The 17910-nt window shown below is 45.8% G+C and carries 17 protein-coding genes and 1 riboswitch; of the genes, 9 read left to right on the plus strand and 8 right to left on the minus strand.

Features of this window, described 5'->3' with window-relative positions:
* Window positions 1-4 precede the first annotated feature (4 nt).
* The gene (locus tag L1076_RS21110; protein ID WP_237304403.1) at window positions 5-2164 is read right to left on the minus strand and encodes a DUF5011 domain-containing protein; all 2160 of its coding nucleotides are present in this window, start codon (window positions 2162-2164) and stop codon (window positions 5-7) included.
* A 57-nt stretch (window positions 2165-2221) separates the two neighbouring features.
* Window positions 2222-2301: riboswitch (cyclic di-GMP riboswitch) on the minus strand.
* A gap of 139 nt (window positions 2302-2440) precedes the next feature.
* Window positions 2441-3271, minus strand: coding sequence for a helix-turn-helix transcriptional regulator (locus L1076_RS21115; protein WP_237304404.1), 831 nt, complete (start codon window positions 3269-3271; stop codon window positions 2441-2443).
* 84 nt (window positions 3272-3355) lie between these two features.
* Here L1076_RS21115 and L1076_RS21120 point away from each other — a divergent pair, with 84 nt between their 5' ends.
* The 8 genes from L1076_RS21120 to ompV all read left to right on the plus strand — a co-directional run bounded on the left by L1076_RS21120 (window position 3356) and on the right by ompV (window position 10940).
* Window positions 3356-3598: a hypothetical protein gene (locus tag L1076_RS21120; protein ID WP_009706629.1), complete on the plus strand. Its 243-nt coding sequence runs from the start codon at window positions 3356-3358 to the stop codon at window positions 3596-3598.
* A 55-nt stretch (window positions 3599-3653) separates the two neighbouring features.
* Window positions 3654-4346: an MOSC domain-containing protein gene (locus L1076_RS21125; protein ID WP_237304405.1), complete on the plus strand. Its 693-nt coding sequence runs from the start codon at window positions 3654-3656 to the stop codon at window positions 4344-4346.
* Between the two features lie 195 nt (window positions 4347-4541).
* A complete protein-coding gene (locus L1076_RS21130) occupies window positions 4542-5051 on the plus strand; it encodes a GNAT family N-acetyltransferase (protein ID WP_237304406.1) in 510 nt (169 codons plus the stop codon).
* Window positions 5052-5187: 136 nt separating this feature from the next.
* A complete protein-coding gene (locus L1076_RS21135; RefSeq protein ID WP_105067704.1) occupies window positions 5188-5967 on the plus strand; it encodes a hypothetical protein in 780 nt (259 codons plus the stop codon).
* Window positions 5968-6174: 207 nt separating this feature from the next.
* The gene (locus L1076_RS21140; protein WP_105067703.1) at window positions 6175-7185 is read left to right on the plus strand and encodes a LacI family DNA-binding transcriptional regulator; all 1011 of its coding nucleotides are present in this window, start codon (window positions 6175-6177) and stop codon (window positions 7183-7185) included.
* A 137-nt stretch (window positions 7186-7322) separates the two neighbouring features.
* Entirely contained in the window at window positions 7323-8798 is a 1476-nt protein-coding gene (gene nhaC, locus L1076_RS21145) for a Na+/H+ antiporter NhaC (RefSeq protein WP_020195535.1), read from the plus strand.
* 12 nt (window positions 8799-8810) lie between these two features.
* Entirely contained in the window at window positions 8811-9977 is a 1167-nt protein-coding gene (locus L1076_RS21150) for a MalY/PatB family protein (RefSeq protein ID WP_237304407.1), read from the plus strand.
* Between the two features lie 186 nt (window positions 9978-10163).
* Window positions 10164-10940, plus strand: a complete 777-nt coding sequence (gene ompV, locus L1076_RS21155) for an outer membrane protein OmpV (RefSeq protein ID WP_237304408.1) — start codon at window positions 10164-10166, stop codon at window positions 10938-10940.
* A gap of 60 nt (window positions 10941-11000) precedes the next feature.
* Here ompV and L1076_RS21160 read toward each other — a convergent pair whose 3' ends face one another.
* From L1076_RS21160 to L1076_RS21170, 3 genes are all read right to left on the minus strand, one after another.
* Window positions 11001-12239, minus strand: a complete 1239-nt coding sequence (locus L1076_RS21160; RefSeq protein ID WP_237304409.1) for a DEAD/DEAH box helicase — start codon at window positions 12237-12239, stop codon at window positions 11001-11003.
* A gap of 155 nt (window positions 12240-12394) precedes the next feature.
* Window positions 12395-12937 (minus strand): peroxiredoxin-like family protein, encoded by a 543-nt coding sequence (locus L1076_RS21165; RefSeq protein ID WP_038871478.1) that lies wholly within the window; start codon window positions 12935-12937, stop codon window positions 12395-12397.
* 109 nt (window positions 12938-13046) lie between these two features.
* Window positions 13047-13583 carry a nuclear transport factor 2 family protein gene (locus L1076_RS21170; protein ID WP_237304410.1) on the minus strand — a complete coding sequence of 179 codons (537 nt, stop codon included), beginning with the start codon at window positions 13581-13583 and terminating at the stop codon, window positions 13047-13049.
* A gap of 149 nt (window positions 13584-13732) precedes the next feature.
* On the opposite strand from L1076_RS21170, the gene L1076_RS21175 reads away from it, so the two are divergent.
* Window positions 13733-14623 (plus strand): LysR family transcriptional regulator, encoded by an 891-nt coding sequence (locus tag L1076_RS21175; RefSeq protein WP_237304411.1) that lies wholly within the window; start codon window positions 13733-13735, stop codon window positions 14621-14623.
* 61 nt (window positions 14624-14684) lie between these two features.
* On the opposite strand, the gene uxuA is transcribed toward L1076_RS21175, so the two are convergent.
* The 3 genes from uxuA to L1076_RS21190 all read right to left on the minus strand — a co-directional run bounded on the left by uxuA (window position 14685) and on the right by L1076_RS21190 (window position 17884).
* Window positions 14685-15872, minus strand: coding sequence for a mannonate dehydratase (gene uxuA / locus L1076_RS21180; RefSeq protein WP_042605112.1), 1188 nt, complete (start codon window positions 15870-15872; stop codon window positions 14685-14687).
* A 129-nt stretch (window positions 15873-16001) separates the two neighbouring features.
* Window positions 16002-16793 (minus strand): FCD domain-containing protein, encoded by a 792-nt coding sequence (locus tag L1076_RS21185; RefSeq protein WP_038871498.1) that lies wholly within the window; start codon window positions 16791-16793, stop codon window positions 16002-16004.
* A gap of 107 nt (window positions 16794-16900) precedes the next feature.
* Window positions 16901-17884 (minus strand): TRAP transporter substrate-binding protein, encoded by a 984-nt coding sequence (locus L1076_RS21190; RefSeq protein WP_038871500.1) that lies wholly within the window; start codon window positions 17882-17884, stop codon window positions 16901-16903.
* Window positions 17885-17910 lie beyond the last annotated feature (26 nt).

Below are 17910 nucleotides of genomic sequence, written 5' to 3' on the forward strand. Positions count from 1 at the left end.
GAGTTTAGTCATCTCCCCAATAAACAGAGTCTACTCTGGAGCTATCCTCTACGTCATCATCACCACCAACAAGATAAATGCGGCCTTTATGAATGAATGTGTCTCGATATGCATAGTTAAGGACATCAAAGTGGCGCATGTGCCATGTATCCAGCTCTGTGTCGTAACGCATTACTTCTTGATAGCCATAGCCATACAGCTCAGTTTTCAATACATATATGTATTTTCCTGATGTAACCGCGGTATGTTTATCACGGTTTAAAGGATGATATGTACCTAAAGAGGCCCATGAGTCACTCTGTGTATTGTAGCTTGAGTATTCAAAATTACTGTAGTTACCGCCAAAAACATAAAGGGTATCTCCAATAACAGCGGTAGCAGAATCATAGCGCTCAACATTAGCAGAAGCTAAAGTTTTCCACTCTCGTGCTTCAAGATCATAACTGTATGCCGAGCGGGTAATATCTCCATGTTCATTGAATCCCCCAACCATATAGATTTTGTTTTCGATTACCTGAATTTGAGAGCTCCCGCCAAGAGCCTCTGGGGCAGACGAAACAAATTCAAATGTTAGCAACTCTTTATTTAAACGCCGCAAAACGCCATCAGCAAAATAGTACATCTCACCATTGTGAGCAATACTATCTCCTAGGAAAAAGTACGGAGTAAATATATTTTCAGCGTATGCGATATTCTGCTCTTTTGTTAGGTCATACTTCACTACTTTCTGACCGTCCGTCACGTAAAGTATGTCATCGAATACCGCAGAGCTTGTGTCTAGAAAATCTGTTTTTAAAGGCGCGTGTCGAATTGGTTGAGAGCTCTCGTCTTCCAGCTTAATATCGACTAGCGTCACTAACTCCTGCTCTTCATCTAGAACTTCAATACTGATGATTTCTTGACCTTCAAAAACGGTATCATCAAAAATTGTGAGCTCGATGTAACCGCTCGAATCCATTGTTGGGTTAAACGTGCGATCTAAAGTAAAGTCAAAACGATCAGCGGTTGATTGCGCTGATACCTTAAACGTCAAACTACGAGAGGTATTTTGCTCTTCAACGAAATCGAACCAGAAGCGATGGGTGTACTCATTTTCGTACAATGTTAAGTCACTATCCCTAAAAGTAATGTCATATGACTTCTCTACAACGATTACCTCACGTGTGGCCTCACCAAAGTTCCCCGCTGTATCATAAACAGAATACTCCACATAATAAGTTCCTGCTAAAGTGTGGTCGACTATGCCTGATGAAACAACTTCATTTGTAAGGTCACCGTCCAAGTTATCCAAAGCTGTTGCGCCTTGCTCCTCATAAATATCACCTACAAAGAGCATGATATTACTTTCACCATTTAGGTTAATAACGGGCGCTTCAAGATCCTTAACAACGACTTCTCGCGTAGTGCTAGATTCATTCCCTGAAGCGTCTATTGCAGAGTATGACACTTCATAACTACCCACGGTGTTAACATCTACACTTCCGTTAACGGCAATTTCAACCATATCGTCAGCATTATCCGTAACGGTTGCTCCCGGATCATTAAAGTTGCTACCCACGGCAACCTCGAGGGGGTTGTCTCCTTGCAAAATTAAAACTGGCGCCTCACGATCCACGACATTAATAGTTCGAACGACCGTAGCACTATTAGCTCTGCTGTCTTGTGCAAAGTAAGCCACTTCGTAACGGCCGAGTTGATTGGTATCCACAAAGCCAGAAATAGTAACCTCGACAGGTCCATCAACATTGTCCATCGCCGTTGCACCAAGGTCAGAAAAGTCTGTACCGAAAGCAACATCAATTGGATTTTCACCTTGCAGCGTGACAATAGGAGCAGTGCTATCGACAACTTCAACTGTTCTAACCACGGTCGAGCTGTTGTTACTACTATCTTGGGCAAAGTAAACAATTTCATAACTACCAAGTTGATTGGTGTCTACAACACCAGTAATTGAGACATCAACTTCACCATCCACATCATCGACGGCAAGGGCTCCAGGCTCGCTATAGATATTTTGATACTCGACATACGTAGTGGCATTGCCTAATAACGTTATCGAAGGAGGATTAGTATCGGGTGGGGGTGGGTTGTCATCAGATCCTCCTCCTCCGCAAGCAGACAACAAAAATGGCAGGGTAAATGCCGCGATTAGCCGATTTGACATTGTTCACACTCCAAGTGATAAAGCTCACGCCCTTATTGATGGGCGTATCCATTGATATAATGCAACCCGGCTATCTCGCACCTTTAAGACCCGTGGTTTTCCGTCCTCACTTCACAGTAAGTTTGGCTTTGATTTCATACTGTAAATCCGATGTGAATCATAATCTTATGAAGTGATATTTTCATTTATCATATGATGTGTTTTTCGTTAATGGTCTCGCAAAATGCTGATTTTATGAGTTAATGCTGGTTCTATATCAACTAACAGTATTTCGAACTAAGGAGAGACAGAGTTCCCCCTTCTACCATTAACGCGAAACTGCTGTGGGGTGACATCAAAATAGGCTTTAAACGCTTTGATGTAAGAAGAGTCGTTTTGATACCCCACGCGATCGGCAATGCTTTGGATAGAGAGCTCTTCATCTAGCAAAGAGAGCGAATAAATCAGCCGAATTTGTTGCCGCCACAGCTGAAACGACGTGTTGAACTCTTTGGAGAACAAGCGCGACAAAGTTCGCTCGGATGCACCGACTGTCTCTCCCCACTGTTTGAGTGACCAATCCAATGCTGGCGTGTCGGTCAACGCTTCGAATATCAACTTTAAGCGTCTGTCTTCAGGCAGCAGTAACTGAAAGGTCTGCACGTTGTCTTTCATGATTTGATCATGCAACACGCCAAGCAATCGTGATACTTCCTCATCGCTCACGAGCCCTTCGCATTGGCGGCGTATTTCCTGTAACAGCTCGTTTAAGAACGGCGTGAGAGTGATGGTTCTCACTTGATGCTCGTACTCAGTACCGAACTTAGGGTTTAGATAGATACCGACAAATGTCGTATGGCTTAGCGCGATGGATTCATGTTGAATACCCGCAGGCACAAACAGCGCAGAGGTATGGGGCACAAGGTGCTGGTAGTGATCGGTTTTGGTTTGTAATAACCCCTTGATCGGGAAGATGACTTGATGCCACATGTGTTGGTGCAGCGCATCAATGTAACCTTTGGGCATGTCGATGGTCTTAACCAAAGCTGGTGAGTGGGGATTGGCAGCCATCATCTCATTGGAGGTCATGACACCGGAGTGAGAATCGATTTGGCGGGTTGGCATCATTAACTGTCCTTACATCCCTACACTGACACAAGCTCACTAGGCTATCATGCTCGGCAAAGTGAATGAAACCGTGAGGTGCGACGTATGCGATATCAAGTTGAAATATCCAAAGAAAACCAACTCTTATTCAAAGTCGATATTGATAACATCAACCAAGACAAGTGCGAAGCATCGCTCGAAACCGTGTTAACCAAATTTCCTAAAACGGAAGGTTATCAACGCCATGTGTTGGTTTCAGATAGCGAAACGCGCTACTTAAAAAGCACAGAAAAGCGCATTGAAGTACTGGCAGCGATTCCGGTATTCAAATCATTGGGCGAGCGCTAATGCGGTCTTGTCTCACGCCGTTTGGCAAATCAGTTTCAGGCGATAAGGAAAGAATATGAAGAAGTTAGGCGTAGTTAACAGCGTATTAGCAGGTAAAACCGTTGCTTTTGCACATGGTGCGAAAAGTGCGATTAACAAACAGGTTCTGCCGCAGCGTCAGCACGCTACAGAACTGGGTTTTACCAATGATGAGCAAGGCGATCCGCGCTTTCATGGTGGGATTCAAAAAGCTCTTCATATTTACCCAAGCGAGCACTATCCGGTTTGGCAAAAAGAGTTAGGCGATAAAGCGATTTTCCAATCAGCTGGCGCGTTCGGTGAAAACCTAAGCTCAAGCGGCGTAACAGAAGAATCCATTTGCTTGAAAGATAAAATCCGCATCGGCTCAACCTTGCTGGAAGTATCACAAGGGCGCATGCCTTGCTGGAAACTCAACGTCCGTTTCGAGCAAAACGACATGGCAAGAAGACTGCAAGACACGCTTCGAACAGGCTGGTACTTCCGAGTGTTGCAAGAAGGCAATATCGGCGCAGGTGACGAAATTATTCTGTGCGAAAGACCTTACCCAGACTGGTCATTGGCTCGCATCATGGGCGCGGTGTTTACTGGTTGCCTAGATAAATCAGAGCTAAGCCAACTGGCAGGACTTCCATTGGTTGAATCTTGGGGCAAACTTGTTGAACGCCGCCTAGAAACCGGTGAAGTCGAAGATTGGGAAATGCGTTTGGTTGGCCCGACTGCGGGTTAATTCCCGTTTTGCCCCCCGAGAGAAAAAGCTTCTCACTTCCCATATCCGCCCCACACCCAAATCAGTGGGGCTTTTGCTTTTTATCCATTCATAACAACAAATCTGTATTTAAGCTGGAGCTTAGCAATTAACAAAGGTTAATGAATCCCGTACAAATACTCTTTATGTTGTACCCAAAATAATACTAGGGGAAGCATGACGCTCGAATGGAGAATTAAGAAATTCGCAGATCTGTCTGTTCAAGAGCTTTACGATTTTTTGCAGCAAAGAGTCAATATCTTCATCGTAGACATGAACACGCCATACAGCGATTTGGATGGTAAAGATAACCATCCCGACACCTACCACGTGATGGGATATGATAACGAACGTCTGGTGGCTTATAGTCGCATTATGCCTCCGAAACTCGGATACCCCATTGACGTTTTACCCTTGCTGAACTCTGATGCCAATGACGTGTGTATTGGTCGCGTTATCGTCGCAGAGGACTACAGAGGGAAAAACATCGGTAACCAATTGATGCAAGTGAGTTTCGATGCTACAAGAAAGATCTACCCGAACGACAGCATTTTTATATCCGCACAAGCACACTTGAGAGACTACTACGGCAAGTTCGGCTTCGATGTTGTCACCGATAGCTACTTGGAAGACGGATGCACTATGTTGGGTCTTAGACACATTCCGAAAGTTATCTGCCCAGCATAAAAACAAAACTAACTCATTGTAAATAATAAAAAATAAAAGCAGACAGAGTTTCAATGTCTGGTATTTAGCATTTACTCACCTCTGATCGATGGGGCAAAATCAGCGCTCAATAACGGAATATCAAAAGGGAATAAAAGTGGAAGATTTCTATATCGATCACAAAGGGTTAGCAGCATATTTCGAGATTCAGTGGCTTGATAAACTTCGACAAAACGGCGTGAGCAAACTGCTTGATAGCCAGTCTAAGTCAGTGCCAGATTGGTTTGTCTCTTCAAGCCATTCGAAAGACGTCGCGCAGTTTGTTGTTGAAGCTCTCGGTAGTGAAAACCTTTCTCCTAAAAGCCTATTAGAAGTGGGGCCTGCTCTCGGGAGAAACTGTTATGAATTGATAACCAACATACCAAGTATCAATTCGGCTACGCTCGTAGAACCTTCTCATCGTTTGTTATCAAACTTGAAACAGCTACTGATCGATGGGGGAGAGTGTGACTTCCACTATATTAAGAGCTTAAAAGAGCAAAAGCATTTCACATTTGATGCATCGCCAATAGCCAGAGCGTGTAACCATGTGAATTTTTCTCTCATTGAAGCACCTTTTGAAAGTGGCGTGGTAGCAAAGCAGCATGATTTAAGTCTTTGCTTGAATGTACTGGATCAATGTGACTCCCCTAAAACGGTCGTGGAAGCATTAATGGACGCAACGGCTCCTAATGGTGTTTTGGTTTTAGCCTGTACCTATCAGTGGAGCAAAAAACATTTAAAAGATGAGACTGAAGCAGTTGACGATATAAACGATTATTTTGGCAATGGTTGGGTGCCACTATCGGAAGCTGAACACGAGTACAAAATCAGATTCAACGAGAGATACTCTCTCCTTTTCTTGTCTCATATCGTCGCCTATAAAAAGATTGGCTAATAGATAAAGAAGCCACGCACCCGATATCGTCAGGTTCGTGGCTTTTTTGTTTCTCCTATCTTGTTGAATTAATAAAACAAGATAGGAGCGCTTTTTTCTAAAGTTCTATCCTTTGAACTTACTAACATAACCAACAATTAATAGCCGCTACACTCTGCCTCATATCCTCCCTTTCAATTCACCCTGTTACTCTCTTGGAGAAATCTAGTGGCAACCATGAAAGACGTCGCGGACATGGCTGGTGTCTCTACGGCAACAGTCTCGCGTGTTATCAATCGCACCAGTTATGTTGAACCAGTAACGCAAGAGCGAGTCGAACGCGCCATTAAAGAGCTCAACTACCGCCGAGATGCGCGAGCAACAGCGCTAGCAAACCGCAGCAATAACACGCTAGGTTTACTCACTGGGAACTTGGCTGACCCTTTTTTCGCCTTGATCGCCAAAAGCGTAGAAGAAGTGGCTCGTGCCAATGGTTGTCAGTTGGTCGTAGTCAGTGGTGGGCACAATGCGCAACGAGAAAAAGAAGGGCTCGACTTTCTCATCAGTCAGGGCTGTGAGGCGATGGTCGTACACTCAAAGATGCTCGATGACACCACGCTGATGCAATACGCTGCACAGCTTCCGGCGATGGTGTTACTCAACCGCACCATTGCACAAATCTCCAATCGTTCTGTCTGGGTAGACAACAGAGTCGGTGCGCGCAAATCGGTCGAATATTTGATTCAGCAAGGTCATCGCAAGATCGCCTGTGTCACCAGTGACTTACCCATTGAAGATCGAACCGACCGCCTTGAAGGTTATCGAGACGCAATGAATGCAGCCAATTTAGCTATCCCAACAGGTTGGGTAATCAACCAAAACTTCAGTGAGTCTGGAGGAGAGGAAGCAGGTCGCCAACTTATTCAATCCTGTCCGGGAGTCACTGCGGTAGTCACATTTAACGACGTAATGGCAGCAGGCTTAATGGCAAGTTTGCATGAACAGGGCTTCACGGTGCCAGATGATATTTCCGTGGTTGGATTTGATGATGTGTTGCTTGCACGCTACCTCTATCCACGATTGACCACCATGCATAACCCAATTGACGAAATGTCGACTTATGCAGCGAAATTAGCACTAAACTTAAGTAAAGACGGCTATTCGCCACCAAACCTGCATCAATTTGAAGCAAACTTAGTCAGCAGACAAACCGTCAAAGCAATACAAAAGATCGGATAAAATTGTGATGAACCTTACATTCGCACACCTCATGTAAGCGCTTACATGAAAACAACACACCGCTCTCATTTTGCCTATTATGTGACCGTTATTATCCATTTCGAACAAACCCTACATCGATCCTGAGGATAAATAACATGACAAATTCTAAGCCTCTGCCGTCGTTCGGATTAGCACTCGCCCCTATTGCGGTGATGTTTGCACTTCTGGCTGTCGGATACGGAATACTCGGACTTCGCATTGAAGTTCTGTTGCTGATTTCAGCTGCCTTTACTGGTCTTATCGCGTGGAAGATCGGTTACAACTGGGATGACATCATTAACGCCATCGTAGAAAAACTGGCCAAAGCGATGCCAGTCATTCTGATTTTGGTCTCGGTTGGTGGTTTGATTGCCAGCTGGATGGTCAGCGGCACAATCCCTTACATGGTTTACTGGGGACTAAAAGTCATCAGCCCTGAATACATTCTTATTGCCGCTTTCTTTGTGACCAGTGTCGTTTCCGTTTGTACCGGTACGTCTTGGGGCTCTGCAGGTACTGTTGGTGTCGCACTAATGGGCGTGGCAGCAGGCCTTGACGTCTCGCTCGCAGCTGCGGCTGGTGCAGTGGTATCTGGCGCGTACTTTGGTGACAAAATCTCACCGTTATCAGATTCAACCAACTTTGCGCCTGTCGTTTCAGGCACCACCTTGTACGAACACATTCAACATATGCTTTACACCACCCTGCCTGGCTTTGTGATTGCGTCTGTCGTCTTCTTCTTTGCGGGTCAAAGCGCTGATATCGCGAACATTCACGAGCCAGAGAAAGTTGTTCAAATCATCTCGGGCTTAGATAATCTATACAACTTCAACATCCTACTTCTTATTCCGCCAGTGATGATCCTATGGGGCGCGTTGACTAAGAAACCGGTTCTGCCATTGATGCTTGGCGCATCGGCTATCGCGATTGTTTTAGGCATGTTTTTCCAAGACTTCACACTAAAACAAGGCTTCCAAGCTTACGTAGACGGCTTCAACCTAGCCATGTTTGAGGCAAACGGTCACAGCGTAAATGGCTTAGTGCCAGATATCGCCAAACTGCTTAACCGTGGCGGTCTGTTCTCAATGATGAGCACGATTCTACTAGTATTCTGTGCCTTTGCCTTCGCTGGTATTTTGAGCCTAACTGGCGCACTAAACGTGGTACTAGGCAAATTCCTACATGCGATTCACACCACAGGTCAGCTGATTGCTTCGACCGTTGTGGCAACCATCACTGTGGTTTTCACCACTTCTGACGGCAAGCTAGCGCTGTTGATTCCGGGTGAGTTGTTCCAAAACGCTTACCGAAAAATGGGATTAGACACGAAGAACCTGTCTCGAACCATCGAAGATGCCGGCACCATTATTGAACCATTGGTTCCTTGGACAGCCGCAGGTATCTATATGGCGGGTACGCTAGGCGTGGCAACGTTGGATTACCTACCATGGGCGATTCAATGTTACACCGGCGTCATCTTCGCTCTGATTTATGGCTTCACTGGCTTTGGTATCGCAAAAGCCAAGCCAGAACAAAACGAACAACAGATTGCTGAAGAGCATTCAAATACACCAGCAGTAGAAACAAAATAAGGTAAATCATTGATGAACGCTTTCGACCAAATTCTGAACCGCAAGGAAAGTGGCTCTGTTAAATGGGACTTTATGCAGCAAAAGCTGGGATTGGCTGGCACGGATTTACTCCCGATGTGGGTATCCGATTACGATTTTAAAGCGCCGCAAGTAGTATTAGACGCGCTACAACAACGTGTTGAGCATGGGATTTTTGGTTACGCAGAACGCGATGATACGTACTACCAAGCTACAATCGATTGGTATCAAAACCAGCATGGCACCCACATTGAGCGTGAGTGGATCACTACGGTACATGGCGTACTTCCTGGACTCGCGATGGCATTGCAAATGCTCACCGAAAAAGGTGATGGCATCGTGATGCAGAGTCCGGGATATGGCTCCTTCCGTAAGATCATTGAATTCAACGATCGTGTTGTCGTAGAGAACCCACTGACGGAAACCAAAGGCGACTATCAACTCGACTTTGATCATCTCGAAACCTGCTTTGCTAATGGCGCAAAAGCAATGATCTTCTGTAACCCACATAACCCAACAGGGCGAGTTTGGTCTGAAAGCGAAATGACAAAGGTTGCCGAACTGTGTGAACAGTACCAAGTTTGGCTGCTGAGTGATGAAATATGGGGCGATTTAGTGGTTGGCGATGCGGAGTACTACTCTGCTTTACGTCTTCCAAAAAATCTTACAAAACGTCTGATAGTAGCTACGGCTGCAAGTAAGACGTTTGGTTTGTCTTCACTGCGAATCTCTAACTTTATGATTCCAGATGAATCACTCCGAGCACAGTTTACTCGCCGATTAGATGCTCATGGTATGGACGTGTTCAATAGCCTATCGATGAGTGCAGCGACTGTTGCTTATCAAGAGTGCTCTAATTGGTTGATGGACTTAAAAGACTACTTGCGAGCTAATATCGCCAAACTTGATCAGTTTGTACAAACGGAACTGCCAGAGGTGAAATTTATCGCCCCACAAGCAGGCTACTTGGCTTGGTTAGATTGCCGCGCATTCAACCTGACCGACGCCGAGCTGGAGCAAAAATTTGTCGCCGCAGGGCTTGTCCCGAGCATGGGCATCGCTTTCGGTAAAGAAGGTTCTGGCTTTGTTCGCCTTAATCTAGGCTGCCCAACAGGCACACTGGATGAAGCCTTGGTAAGAATCAAACACGCACTAAACTAGCCATACAAACAACCGATATAACAAAGCCACGCTTTTCATGTTAAGGCGTGGCTTTTTGTTTCCCTTTCCCAGGCTGCACAGACAACACTTCCCTAAAGCCATCATTACACTTCCATACGTTCTGCTGATAGAAGGTTACACATTCGTTTTGTACACTGTTCAAAATCAAATAATTAGGACAGAATAATGAACAAAACACTCATCGCGTTAATCACTTTAACAGCAGCAGGAACAGCAACAGCTGGCGACACTTACATTCGTAACGGTAACATCTACAACAACGAAGGCGGTTGGATGGTCGAAGCTGGCGTAGTGCAAGCCAGTGATCTTTTCAAAGACCAAAAGCACAATACAGCACCAGTGTTAAACGGTGGCTATCACGGTGAAGATTTCAACGCTGATCTTGGTGGCATCAACTACCGCTTTCTTGGTGAAACTAACGAATTGTTAAACATGAGTGCTTATGTGGTGGGCAGTGGCGTACCTCGCGATAGCGATGTAGCGAAAAGCTTAAAAGGTACTAAGCGTCGTGATTTTGCGGTCGATTTAGGTTTAAACGCAGACTTCACACTCGATCCAAACAACGTGATTTCAACTTACCTACAACACGATGTTTCTGGTGCCTATAAAGGCTTCCAAGGTGGTGCGACTTACTTCCACATCATGAACATCGGCAATGCTGATTTCGTACCATTTGCGAGCGTGTCTTACCAAAGCGAAGACTACGTAGATTACTACTTCGGTGTCACAGACAAAGAAGCACGCGCAAACCGCAAAGCTTACAAAGGCGAAGCTACGGTAAACTATGGTTTAGGCTACAAACTGGTTGTGCCAATCACCGATAACTGGCAAATCAGCCAAGTATCACAATACACGCGTCTAGGGAGTGGCATCAGTGATTCTTCTATCGTAGAGAGCGCAAACCAATGGACAGTTAGCGCGACCGTTTCTTACAACTTCTAGTCTCTTTCCGTTAATAGAAAAAGCCATCATCACGATGGCTTTTTGTTTGTTTAGCTTGGTTTATTTAGCTTTGGGCGCTTGGCGTTTCGGTTTTCCTTGAAACTGCTTAATGCTCTTTTTGGCATTGGTTCGGCGATTGGCTTTTTTATCGCGTGGGGCGCGTTTGCTTTCGCCTGTTGATGGCTTATCCGTAACTGGGAAACCTTCAAGATCTTGCGTTGGCAATTCACGTTGAGTCAGGTTACGGATCGCGGTAAGCGCTTCGGCTTCGCCATGGCAGACTAGCGACATTGCGACACCTTGCTCGCCTGCACGGGCTGTACGTCCAACTCGGTGAACGTAAGTCTCTGCGTGCATTGGCAACTCAAAGTTAATCACTACTGGTAGTTGCTCGATGTGAATACCGCGCGCCAGTAGATCGGTGGCAATTAGCACCTGTGTTTGCCCAGATTTAAACTGCGCCAGCGCGTCTTCTCGCTCTGCTTGGCTCTTATTACCGTGCAGTGCATTAGTTGTGATTTCAGCTTTGTTCAACTTCTTCGCCAAACCATCAGCGTTCTCTTTTGCGCCAATAAATACCAATACCTGTGTCCATGCGTTTTGCTTGATCAGTTCAATCAACGCTTTGGTTTTGCTGCCTTTGTTGACGAGATACAGCGTTTCGGCAATATCTTGATTGGTGCTATTTTCTTGATGTGCTGCTACTTGTTTTGGCGCGTGCATGAGCTGCTTGGCTTTGCCCTTCAACTCATCAGAAAACGTTGCTGAGAACATCGCGGTTTGACGCTGGTTTGAAATCTGCTCGGCAATATTTTGCACGTCAGGCCAAAAGCCCATATCCAACAAGCGGTCCGCTTCATCCAACACTAGGTAATGAATATTACTCAGGTCCAAACCGTTGTTCGCCAGATCGACTAAACGGCCTGTTGTCGCCACAAGAATTTGAGGTTTTGTCGCAAGTGCTTGTAGTTGCGGCTCTTTATCCACGCCACCGCACAGACACACTGCGTTGAGACCAACAGATTGACCAACTTGGTTAATCGCCTCACTCACTTGTGTCGCCAGCTCACGCGTTGGTACTAGAATCAGCGCTTTTCGCTCTGGGTTTGCACTTAGTTTTTCCAACAAAGGCAAGCCATAAGCAAGGGTTTTGCCGCTGCCCGTATTTGCTAATGCCAACACATCTTTACCATTGAGTAGCTCAGGAATGGCCAAAGCTTGAATATCGGTTGGCTTCTTGAAATCTTTTGGCAGTGCGTGAATCAGCTCAGAACTCAAAGAGAGAGTAGAAAATGGCATTAGCTTAACCTTGTGCTTTTGATTGAAGAGGCAGTAAAAGATGCGGTAAATCGCAGGCGCGGACTTTACCACAATCTAGGAGACGAACAATCCAATTTTAGAAGAGGAAGTTTGTGAAAGTCATTGGTTTTTAATGCCTCAAACCAAAACAGTGATTAGATTGCCGCTTGGTAAGTACCACGAATAGGGTAATCGTTTTCTGGGTTACGGATAAACGCCAATCCTGAGAGCAAGACTTCTAGGTCAGGTCGAGCGAATGGACCGTTGGAAATATCGACTAACTGAACTTGTCCTTTACTATTCACCACAAACAAACCTGGCTCTGCAAAGAGATGGTCTGTCTCTTTTTCTGAGCGAGGCTCCGAGATATACAAACCAAGCGTTTGCATCTGCTCTACTGTCAGACCATAAGCGACCGGGAACGTGACGCTCAGTTGATCCTTATGCTGCTCTAGCTGTACTTGGCTATCTGCGGACACCGCCACGATATCCATCCCGAGTTGTAAGAATCGTACTTTTAGTGTCTCTAGTTGGTTGAGATAGCGAGTACACAAAGGGCAATGTTTGCCGCGATAAACCACCACTAAGCGCCAATCGACATTCTCAGAAGGTGTACCCAGCTCGATAGTTTCGCCACTTAGCGTTGGCAGAGTGATAGAGGGAAACAAATCACCTGCGGTAAATTTCGTCGTTGTCATTATTCAGTCCTATTTACTTCACGTTGTTTAAGATAAAACGAGCGCGACACAGGTTGGAGTGGAGAGCATTGCTGCCCTCACATGTCGCGCTCCAACTAACAGACCGGAGTTATCGTTGAATGTATTCGTAACTTTCGTCAGATTTATTGCGTTTACCTACGTACTTATCTTCAAAATCTGGAGACCACACTGCGCTCGCATCTTGGTTTTGGTTCCAATCAAAAGCGGTAAAACGGTGTACCATTTTCCAAACACCATCACGACGTTCAAAACGGTACAGGTGACGACCACCTAAAATGCCTTCTTTGTCCACGCCATCTTCTTCATGCACGTGGTACGCCCACACATAGCTCTCTGCAGTTGCTGTATCGCCATCCACTTCAATGAGAACGTTGCTGATGCGGTGCTGTGTAATTTTTATTGCTTCAAACCCTTTCATTGCGGGTTCAACAAAAGCGTGGGCATTGTCGTTATAGAAAAACAAATCTGGAAAGATTGGGTCTTGATGGTCTTCAATAGCATCTTCCCAGTAAGTGGACTTCATCAGCTCTGCGTCCATACGATCTAAAGAGCGAGCATGACGGAAAATCACTTCTGTAATATCTTGTTTATCAACTAGAAGTTGTAGTTTTTGTTGCATGTCCATAAGCGCCTCCATTGGCGAATCAATCTTGGTTAATCTTTCTTACCGATTTGTTTTTCGGCTTGGGATGTATCTTAGAACCAACCAATATCGACTAAAACTGAGCTACAATGACTAGCATCTATGCCTATTTAGAATAATTGAGAGCACTAATGGACCAACTAAGTGCAATGCGCGCATTTGTTCGAGTGGTACAAACGGGCAGCTTTTCTGCCACGGGTCGTGAAATGAATACATCACAAACAACGATCAGCAAAAAAGTGGCAGCGTTAGAAAAGAAAATCGGCGTCAAGCTCCTCGCTCGAAGCAGTCGCGACCATGCTTTAACGCCTGCAGGCGCGAAGTATTATCAAACTTGCGTTGATATTTTAGGTGAACTGGATGAAGCCGAAGCTGAGGCAAGATCGGAGGTGGCTTCTCCTCAAGGGACGATTCGCATCTCAGCACCAGTGGCTTTTGGTCGCATTTTACTTGCTCCTATCATGGCAGAGTTTTTCCAACGCTATCCTGATATCAAAGTGGATTTGCAGCTCAGTGACCAGCACACCGACTTGATCAGTGATGGGATAGATGTCGCAATTCGAGCTAAACAACTGGAAGACTCGACGCTGATTGCGCGCCATTTGTTTGATAACCCAATGCTCGTTTTAGCGGCGCCGAGTTATTTACAACGGCACGGAGAACCCAAAGCTCCTGAAGACTTAAAACAACACAATTGTTTGGTTTATTCGCGGATGAGAGACATTAATGTATGGAGCTTTACCAAGCAAAATCAGAAACATGCCGTCGCGGTAAATGGTAATTTTCAAAGCGACAATGGGGATGTATTACTAGAGGTCGCATTAACTGGAATAGGGATTGTCATTCTTCCGATTTGGATGGTTGAGCATCACTTAAAAGAAGGGCGACTTACACAATTGATGAGCGACTACACAGGGCAAAATTTACCTTTCAATGCGGTGTACTTACAAAGCCGTTATACGCCTCTTAAGGTTCGCTGCTTGATTGATTATCTGAAAGAAAAGCTTCCCAACGTTGAGTAGCAACAAAAAAGCGCAGAGCAAAAACTCTGCGCTTTTAAAAGTGGTTTTACATTGTAAATCGTTACTTGGTGTAGAACGCGCGTTTTAGTGCCATCTCTAGACCACGCACTTCGGCAAGGCCTTTCAAGCGACCGATGGCTGAATAGCCTGGGTTGGTCTTCTTCTTCAAATCATCCAGCATTTGGTGACCATGGTCAGGACGCATTGGGATCAAACGGTGATCGCCTACTTCTGCGCGGCGTTGTTCTTCATCCAGAATCGCCATCACTACGTTGTACATATCCACATCACCATCTAGGTGGGCTGCTTCGTGGAACGTCATCGGGTTGCTTTCTTCACGCTTGGTTGAACGCAAATGAGTGAAGTAAACGCGGTCGCCGTGCTTTTTGATCATCTTCACTAGGTCGTTGTCACCACGCACACCGTAAGAACCCGTACACATGGTTAAACCGTTCATTTTGCTCGGTACTTTTTCAGTCAACCAATCGATGTCTTCGATGGTTGAAACAATACGCGGCAAACCAAGAATTGGACGCGGTGGATCGTCTGGGTGTACAGCCAACTTCAAACCATGCGCTTCACACACTGGCATAAGTTCCGCTAAGAAGTGCGCCATATGCTCACGCAGCTTATCTTTGCTGATGCCCGAGTAACGGTCTAACTGTGCTTGGAACTCTTCTAACGTGTAACCTTCTTCAGCACCCGGCAAACCAGCAATGATGTTGCTTGTCAGTTGTTGGATTTGCTCCGCCGTCATGTTGTTGAAGTACTCAAGCGCCTGCGCTTGTTCAGCTTCGGTGTAATCCGCTTGTGCTCCAGGGCGCTTCAGAATGTGTAGCTCAAATGCCGCAAATGCGATTTGGTCAAAACGAAGTGCTCGAGAACCATCTGGCATTTCAAATTCAAGGTCAGTACGTGTCCAATCTAGCACTGGCATAAAGTTGTAGCAGACTGTATCTACGCCACATTCTGCAAGGTTACGCAGCGTCTGTTTGTAGTTGTCGATCCACTGTTGGTAATCACCTGTTTGAGTTTTGATTTCTTCATGAACAGGGACACTTTCAACCACCGACCACGTTAAGCCTCTCTCTTCGATGATGGCTTTACGTTTTAAAATCTCTTCTTTCGACCACACTTCCCCATTTGGAATGTGGTGCAAGGCATTTACGATGCCTGTTGCGCCAGCCTGACGAATATCGTCTAGCGACACTGGGTCATTCGGACCGTACCAACGCCAAGTTTGTTCCATGACACTCACCTTTTTTAAGACGCACTCAGCCCGCTCAAATTATTCAAGCTAAGTGCACAACGACTTCTTAATATGCAGCCACGATAATGCAGCTGCGCTGACTAGAGCCGACCAAAGCCGGCAATGTGGTTAACTATTTTCAGCACCCTGCAGAACAACAGGGTTGGAACTGAATAAGTAACCATCAAAATCTGGGTCATCGATGTCAGACAGCTCCAACAGGCGCTGTTTAACGTTTTCAAGGTGTTGCCACATGGCATTTTTTGCAGCGATAGGATCTTTACGCTGCAATGCGGCGAGGATTTTGGCGTGATCGTCTAACCACTCTTCACGGTAGTCTTGACCAGCAATGTGGGAATGGAGTTTATTCCACATTGGGCTGCTCTCACGTCGCTCCCAAGATTGTCTCAGCATGTCCACCAATACAGAGTTTTGGGTTGCCTCTGCAATACACATGTGAAACTTCTCATCACCGTTGCAATCTGCGGTGCCACTGGCGAGTTCTTCTCGTTCCAGCTCAAGGGCTGCACGCATTTTCACAATGTCGCTTGGCGTCACTTGCATCGCGGCAAATTCAGCGATGTTGCTTTCAAGTAACTGACGAGCTTGGAGCATTTCGAACGGACCAGCATCATCGCTGATCACATTCTCGCGGGAGTTGGGTTGAGATGGAATATTGATGACATACACCCCAGAACCTTTTTTCACTTCGACAAGGTTTTCCAGCTCAAGCATGATGATCGCTTCACGCACAACTGTGCGGCTAACGTCGAGACGTTCTGCAATATCGCGCTCAGGCGGCAGCCTATCACCAACCTTGTAAAGGCCGTTGATTAACTCTTGTCTTAGGACTAGACCGGTTTCTTGATACGGTCTTTTCGGTTCAAAAGGCATCATGATGATATTATCACTATATTCCATCTAACTTCTCACGCCATCATAACGACCAATAACAATTGGTCAACCTCTATGTACCAGAATGTGGTAACACCTTGTTTTCGATTGTTTCGTACTAATTAAATTGTGAATTATTGAACGGCTTTGATTTTCTCAACCAATTCATTTAATTCAGGATTTGTCTTTTCTAGGTCCGCGTACATTGGTTGAACCGCTTCAACAAATGCCGCTTTATTTGGCTCTACAAAAGTCACGCCCATCTTCTCTGCTTTCGCGCGCTCTTTCGCTTCTGACTCAGCCCACAGCTTCTTCATGTATTCCGAAGAGTCTGCCGCTGCTTTCATCAGTGCTTGTTGCTGCTCTGGCGTTAGCTTGTCATACGTCTTAGTTGAGATAACCAAAACGTCCGGCACCATAGTGTGCTCGTCTAAGCTAAAGTACTTTGATACTTCACTGTGGCGGCTCAAGCTGAACGATGGGATGTTGTTTTCCGCAGCATCCACCACGCCTTGTTGTAATGCCGTGTATAGCTCGCCGTATGCCAACGGCGTTGGGTTGCCACCCAATGCTTTCACCATCGCAATCGCTGATGGGCTTGGCTGCACGCGCACTTTTAGACCTTTTAGATCTTCCGGCGTGTTGATTGGCTTGTTGGTGTAGAAACTACGCGCACCCGCATCGTAATAAGTCACACCAATAAAGCCGCTGTCCGCTGAAGAATTCAGGATTTCACGACCCACTTCACCATCTGTCACTTTGTAGTAGTGGTCTTTATCGCGGAACAAGTAAGGCAGGTTGAATGCCGCGTAAGCCGGGGAGAAAGCTTCCAATTCTGCCGCGTTGCTCTTCACCATATCTAGAGCGCCGTTTTGCATTAGCTCCATCGATTCACGCTGTGTACCTAGCTGTGCATCAGGGTAAATACGGATACGAACTTCACCATCTGTCATTTCACGAACTTCTTTTGCCATAAAGTCCATTGCTTTATGTACCGCATGGTCACGAGGGTGGTTGTGACTCAGCTTCAAAGTGGTCGCAGCATAAGCAGAAGCAGTGGCGCCGAAGGTCATTGCAGCACCTACTACAGCGCTTAAAAGAGTCTTACGCGTCATCATTGTTCTATTCTCCTTGGATTGGTTGT

The organism is Vibrio sp. MMG023, assembly GCF_021654215.1.
Lineage (GTDB): Bacteria > Pseudomonadota > Gammaproteobacteria > Enterobacterales > Vibrionaceae > Vibrio > Vibrio jasicida.

Coding starts and splice junctions, on each gene's coding strand:
- L1076_RS21110 (WP_237304403.1), bottom strand. CDS start 2,164: ATGTCAAATCGGCTAATCGCGGCATTTACCCTGCCATTTTTGTTGTCT.
- L1076_RS21115 (WP_237304404.1), bottom strand. CDS start 3,271: ATGATGCCAACCCGCCAAATCGATTCTCACTCCGGTGTCATGACCTCC.
- L1076_RS21120 (WP_009706629.1), top strand. CDS start 3,356: ATGCGATATCAAGTTGAAATATCCAAAGAAAACCAACTCTTATTCAAA.
- L1076_RS21125 (WP_237304405.1), top strand. CDS start 3,654: ATGAAGAAGTTAGGCGTAGTTAACAGCGTATTAGCAGGTAAAACCGTT.
- L1076_RS21130 (WP_237304406.1), top strand. CDS start 4,542: ATGACGCTCGAATGGAGAATTAAGAAATTCGCAGATCTGTCTGTTCAA.
- nhaC (WP_020195535.1), top strand. CDS start 7,323: ATGACAAATTCTAAGCCTCTGCCGTCGTTCGGATTAGCACTCGCCCCT.
- L1076_RS21150 (WP_237304407.1), top strand. CDS start 8,811: ATGAACGCTTTCGACCAAATTCTGAACCGCAAGGAAAGTGGCTCTGTT.
- ompV (WP_237304408.1), top strand. CDS start 10,164: ATGAACAAAACACTCATCGCGTTAATCACTTTAACAGCAGCAGGAACA.
- L1076_RS21160 (WP_237304409.1), bottom strand. CDS start 12,239: ATGCCATTTTCTACTCTCTCTTTGAGTTCTGAGCTGATTCACGCACTG.
- L1076_RS21165 (WP_038871478.1), bottom strand. CDS start 12,937: ATGACAACGACGAAATTTACCGCAGGTGATTTGTTTCCCTCTATCACT.
- L1076_RS21170 (WP_237304410.1), bottom strand. CDS start 13,583: ATGGACATGCAACAAAAACTACAACTTCTAGTTGATAAACAAGATATT.
- L1076_RS21175 (WP_237304411.1), top strand. CDS start 13,733: ATGGACCAACTAAGTGCAATGCGCGCATTTGTTCGAGTGGTACAAACG.
- uxuA (WP_042605112.1), bottom strand. CDS start 15,872: ATGGAACAAACTTGGCGTTGGTACGGTCCGAATGACCCAGTGTCGCTA.
- L1076_RS21185 (WP_038871498.1), bottom strand. CDS start 16,793: ATGGAATATAGTGATAATATCATCATGATGCCTTTTGAACCGAAAAGA.
- L1076_RS21190 (WP_038871500.1), bottom strand. CDS start 17,884: ATGATGACGCGTAAGACTCTTTTAAGCGCTGTAGTAGGTGCTGCAATG.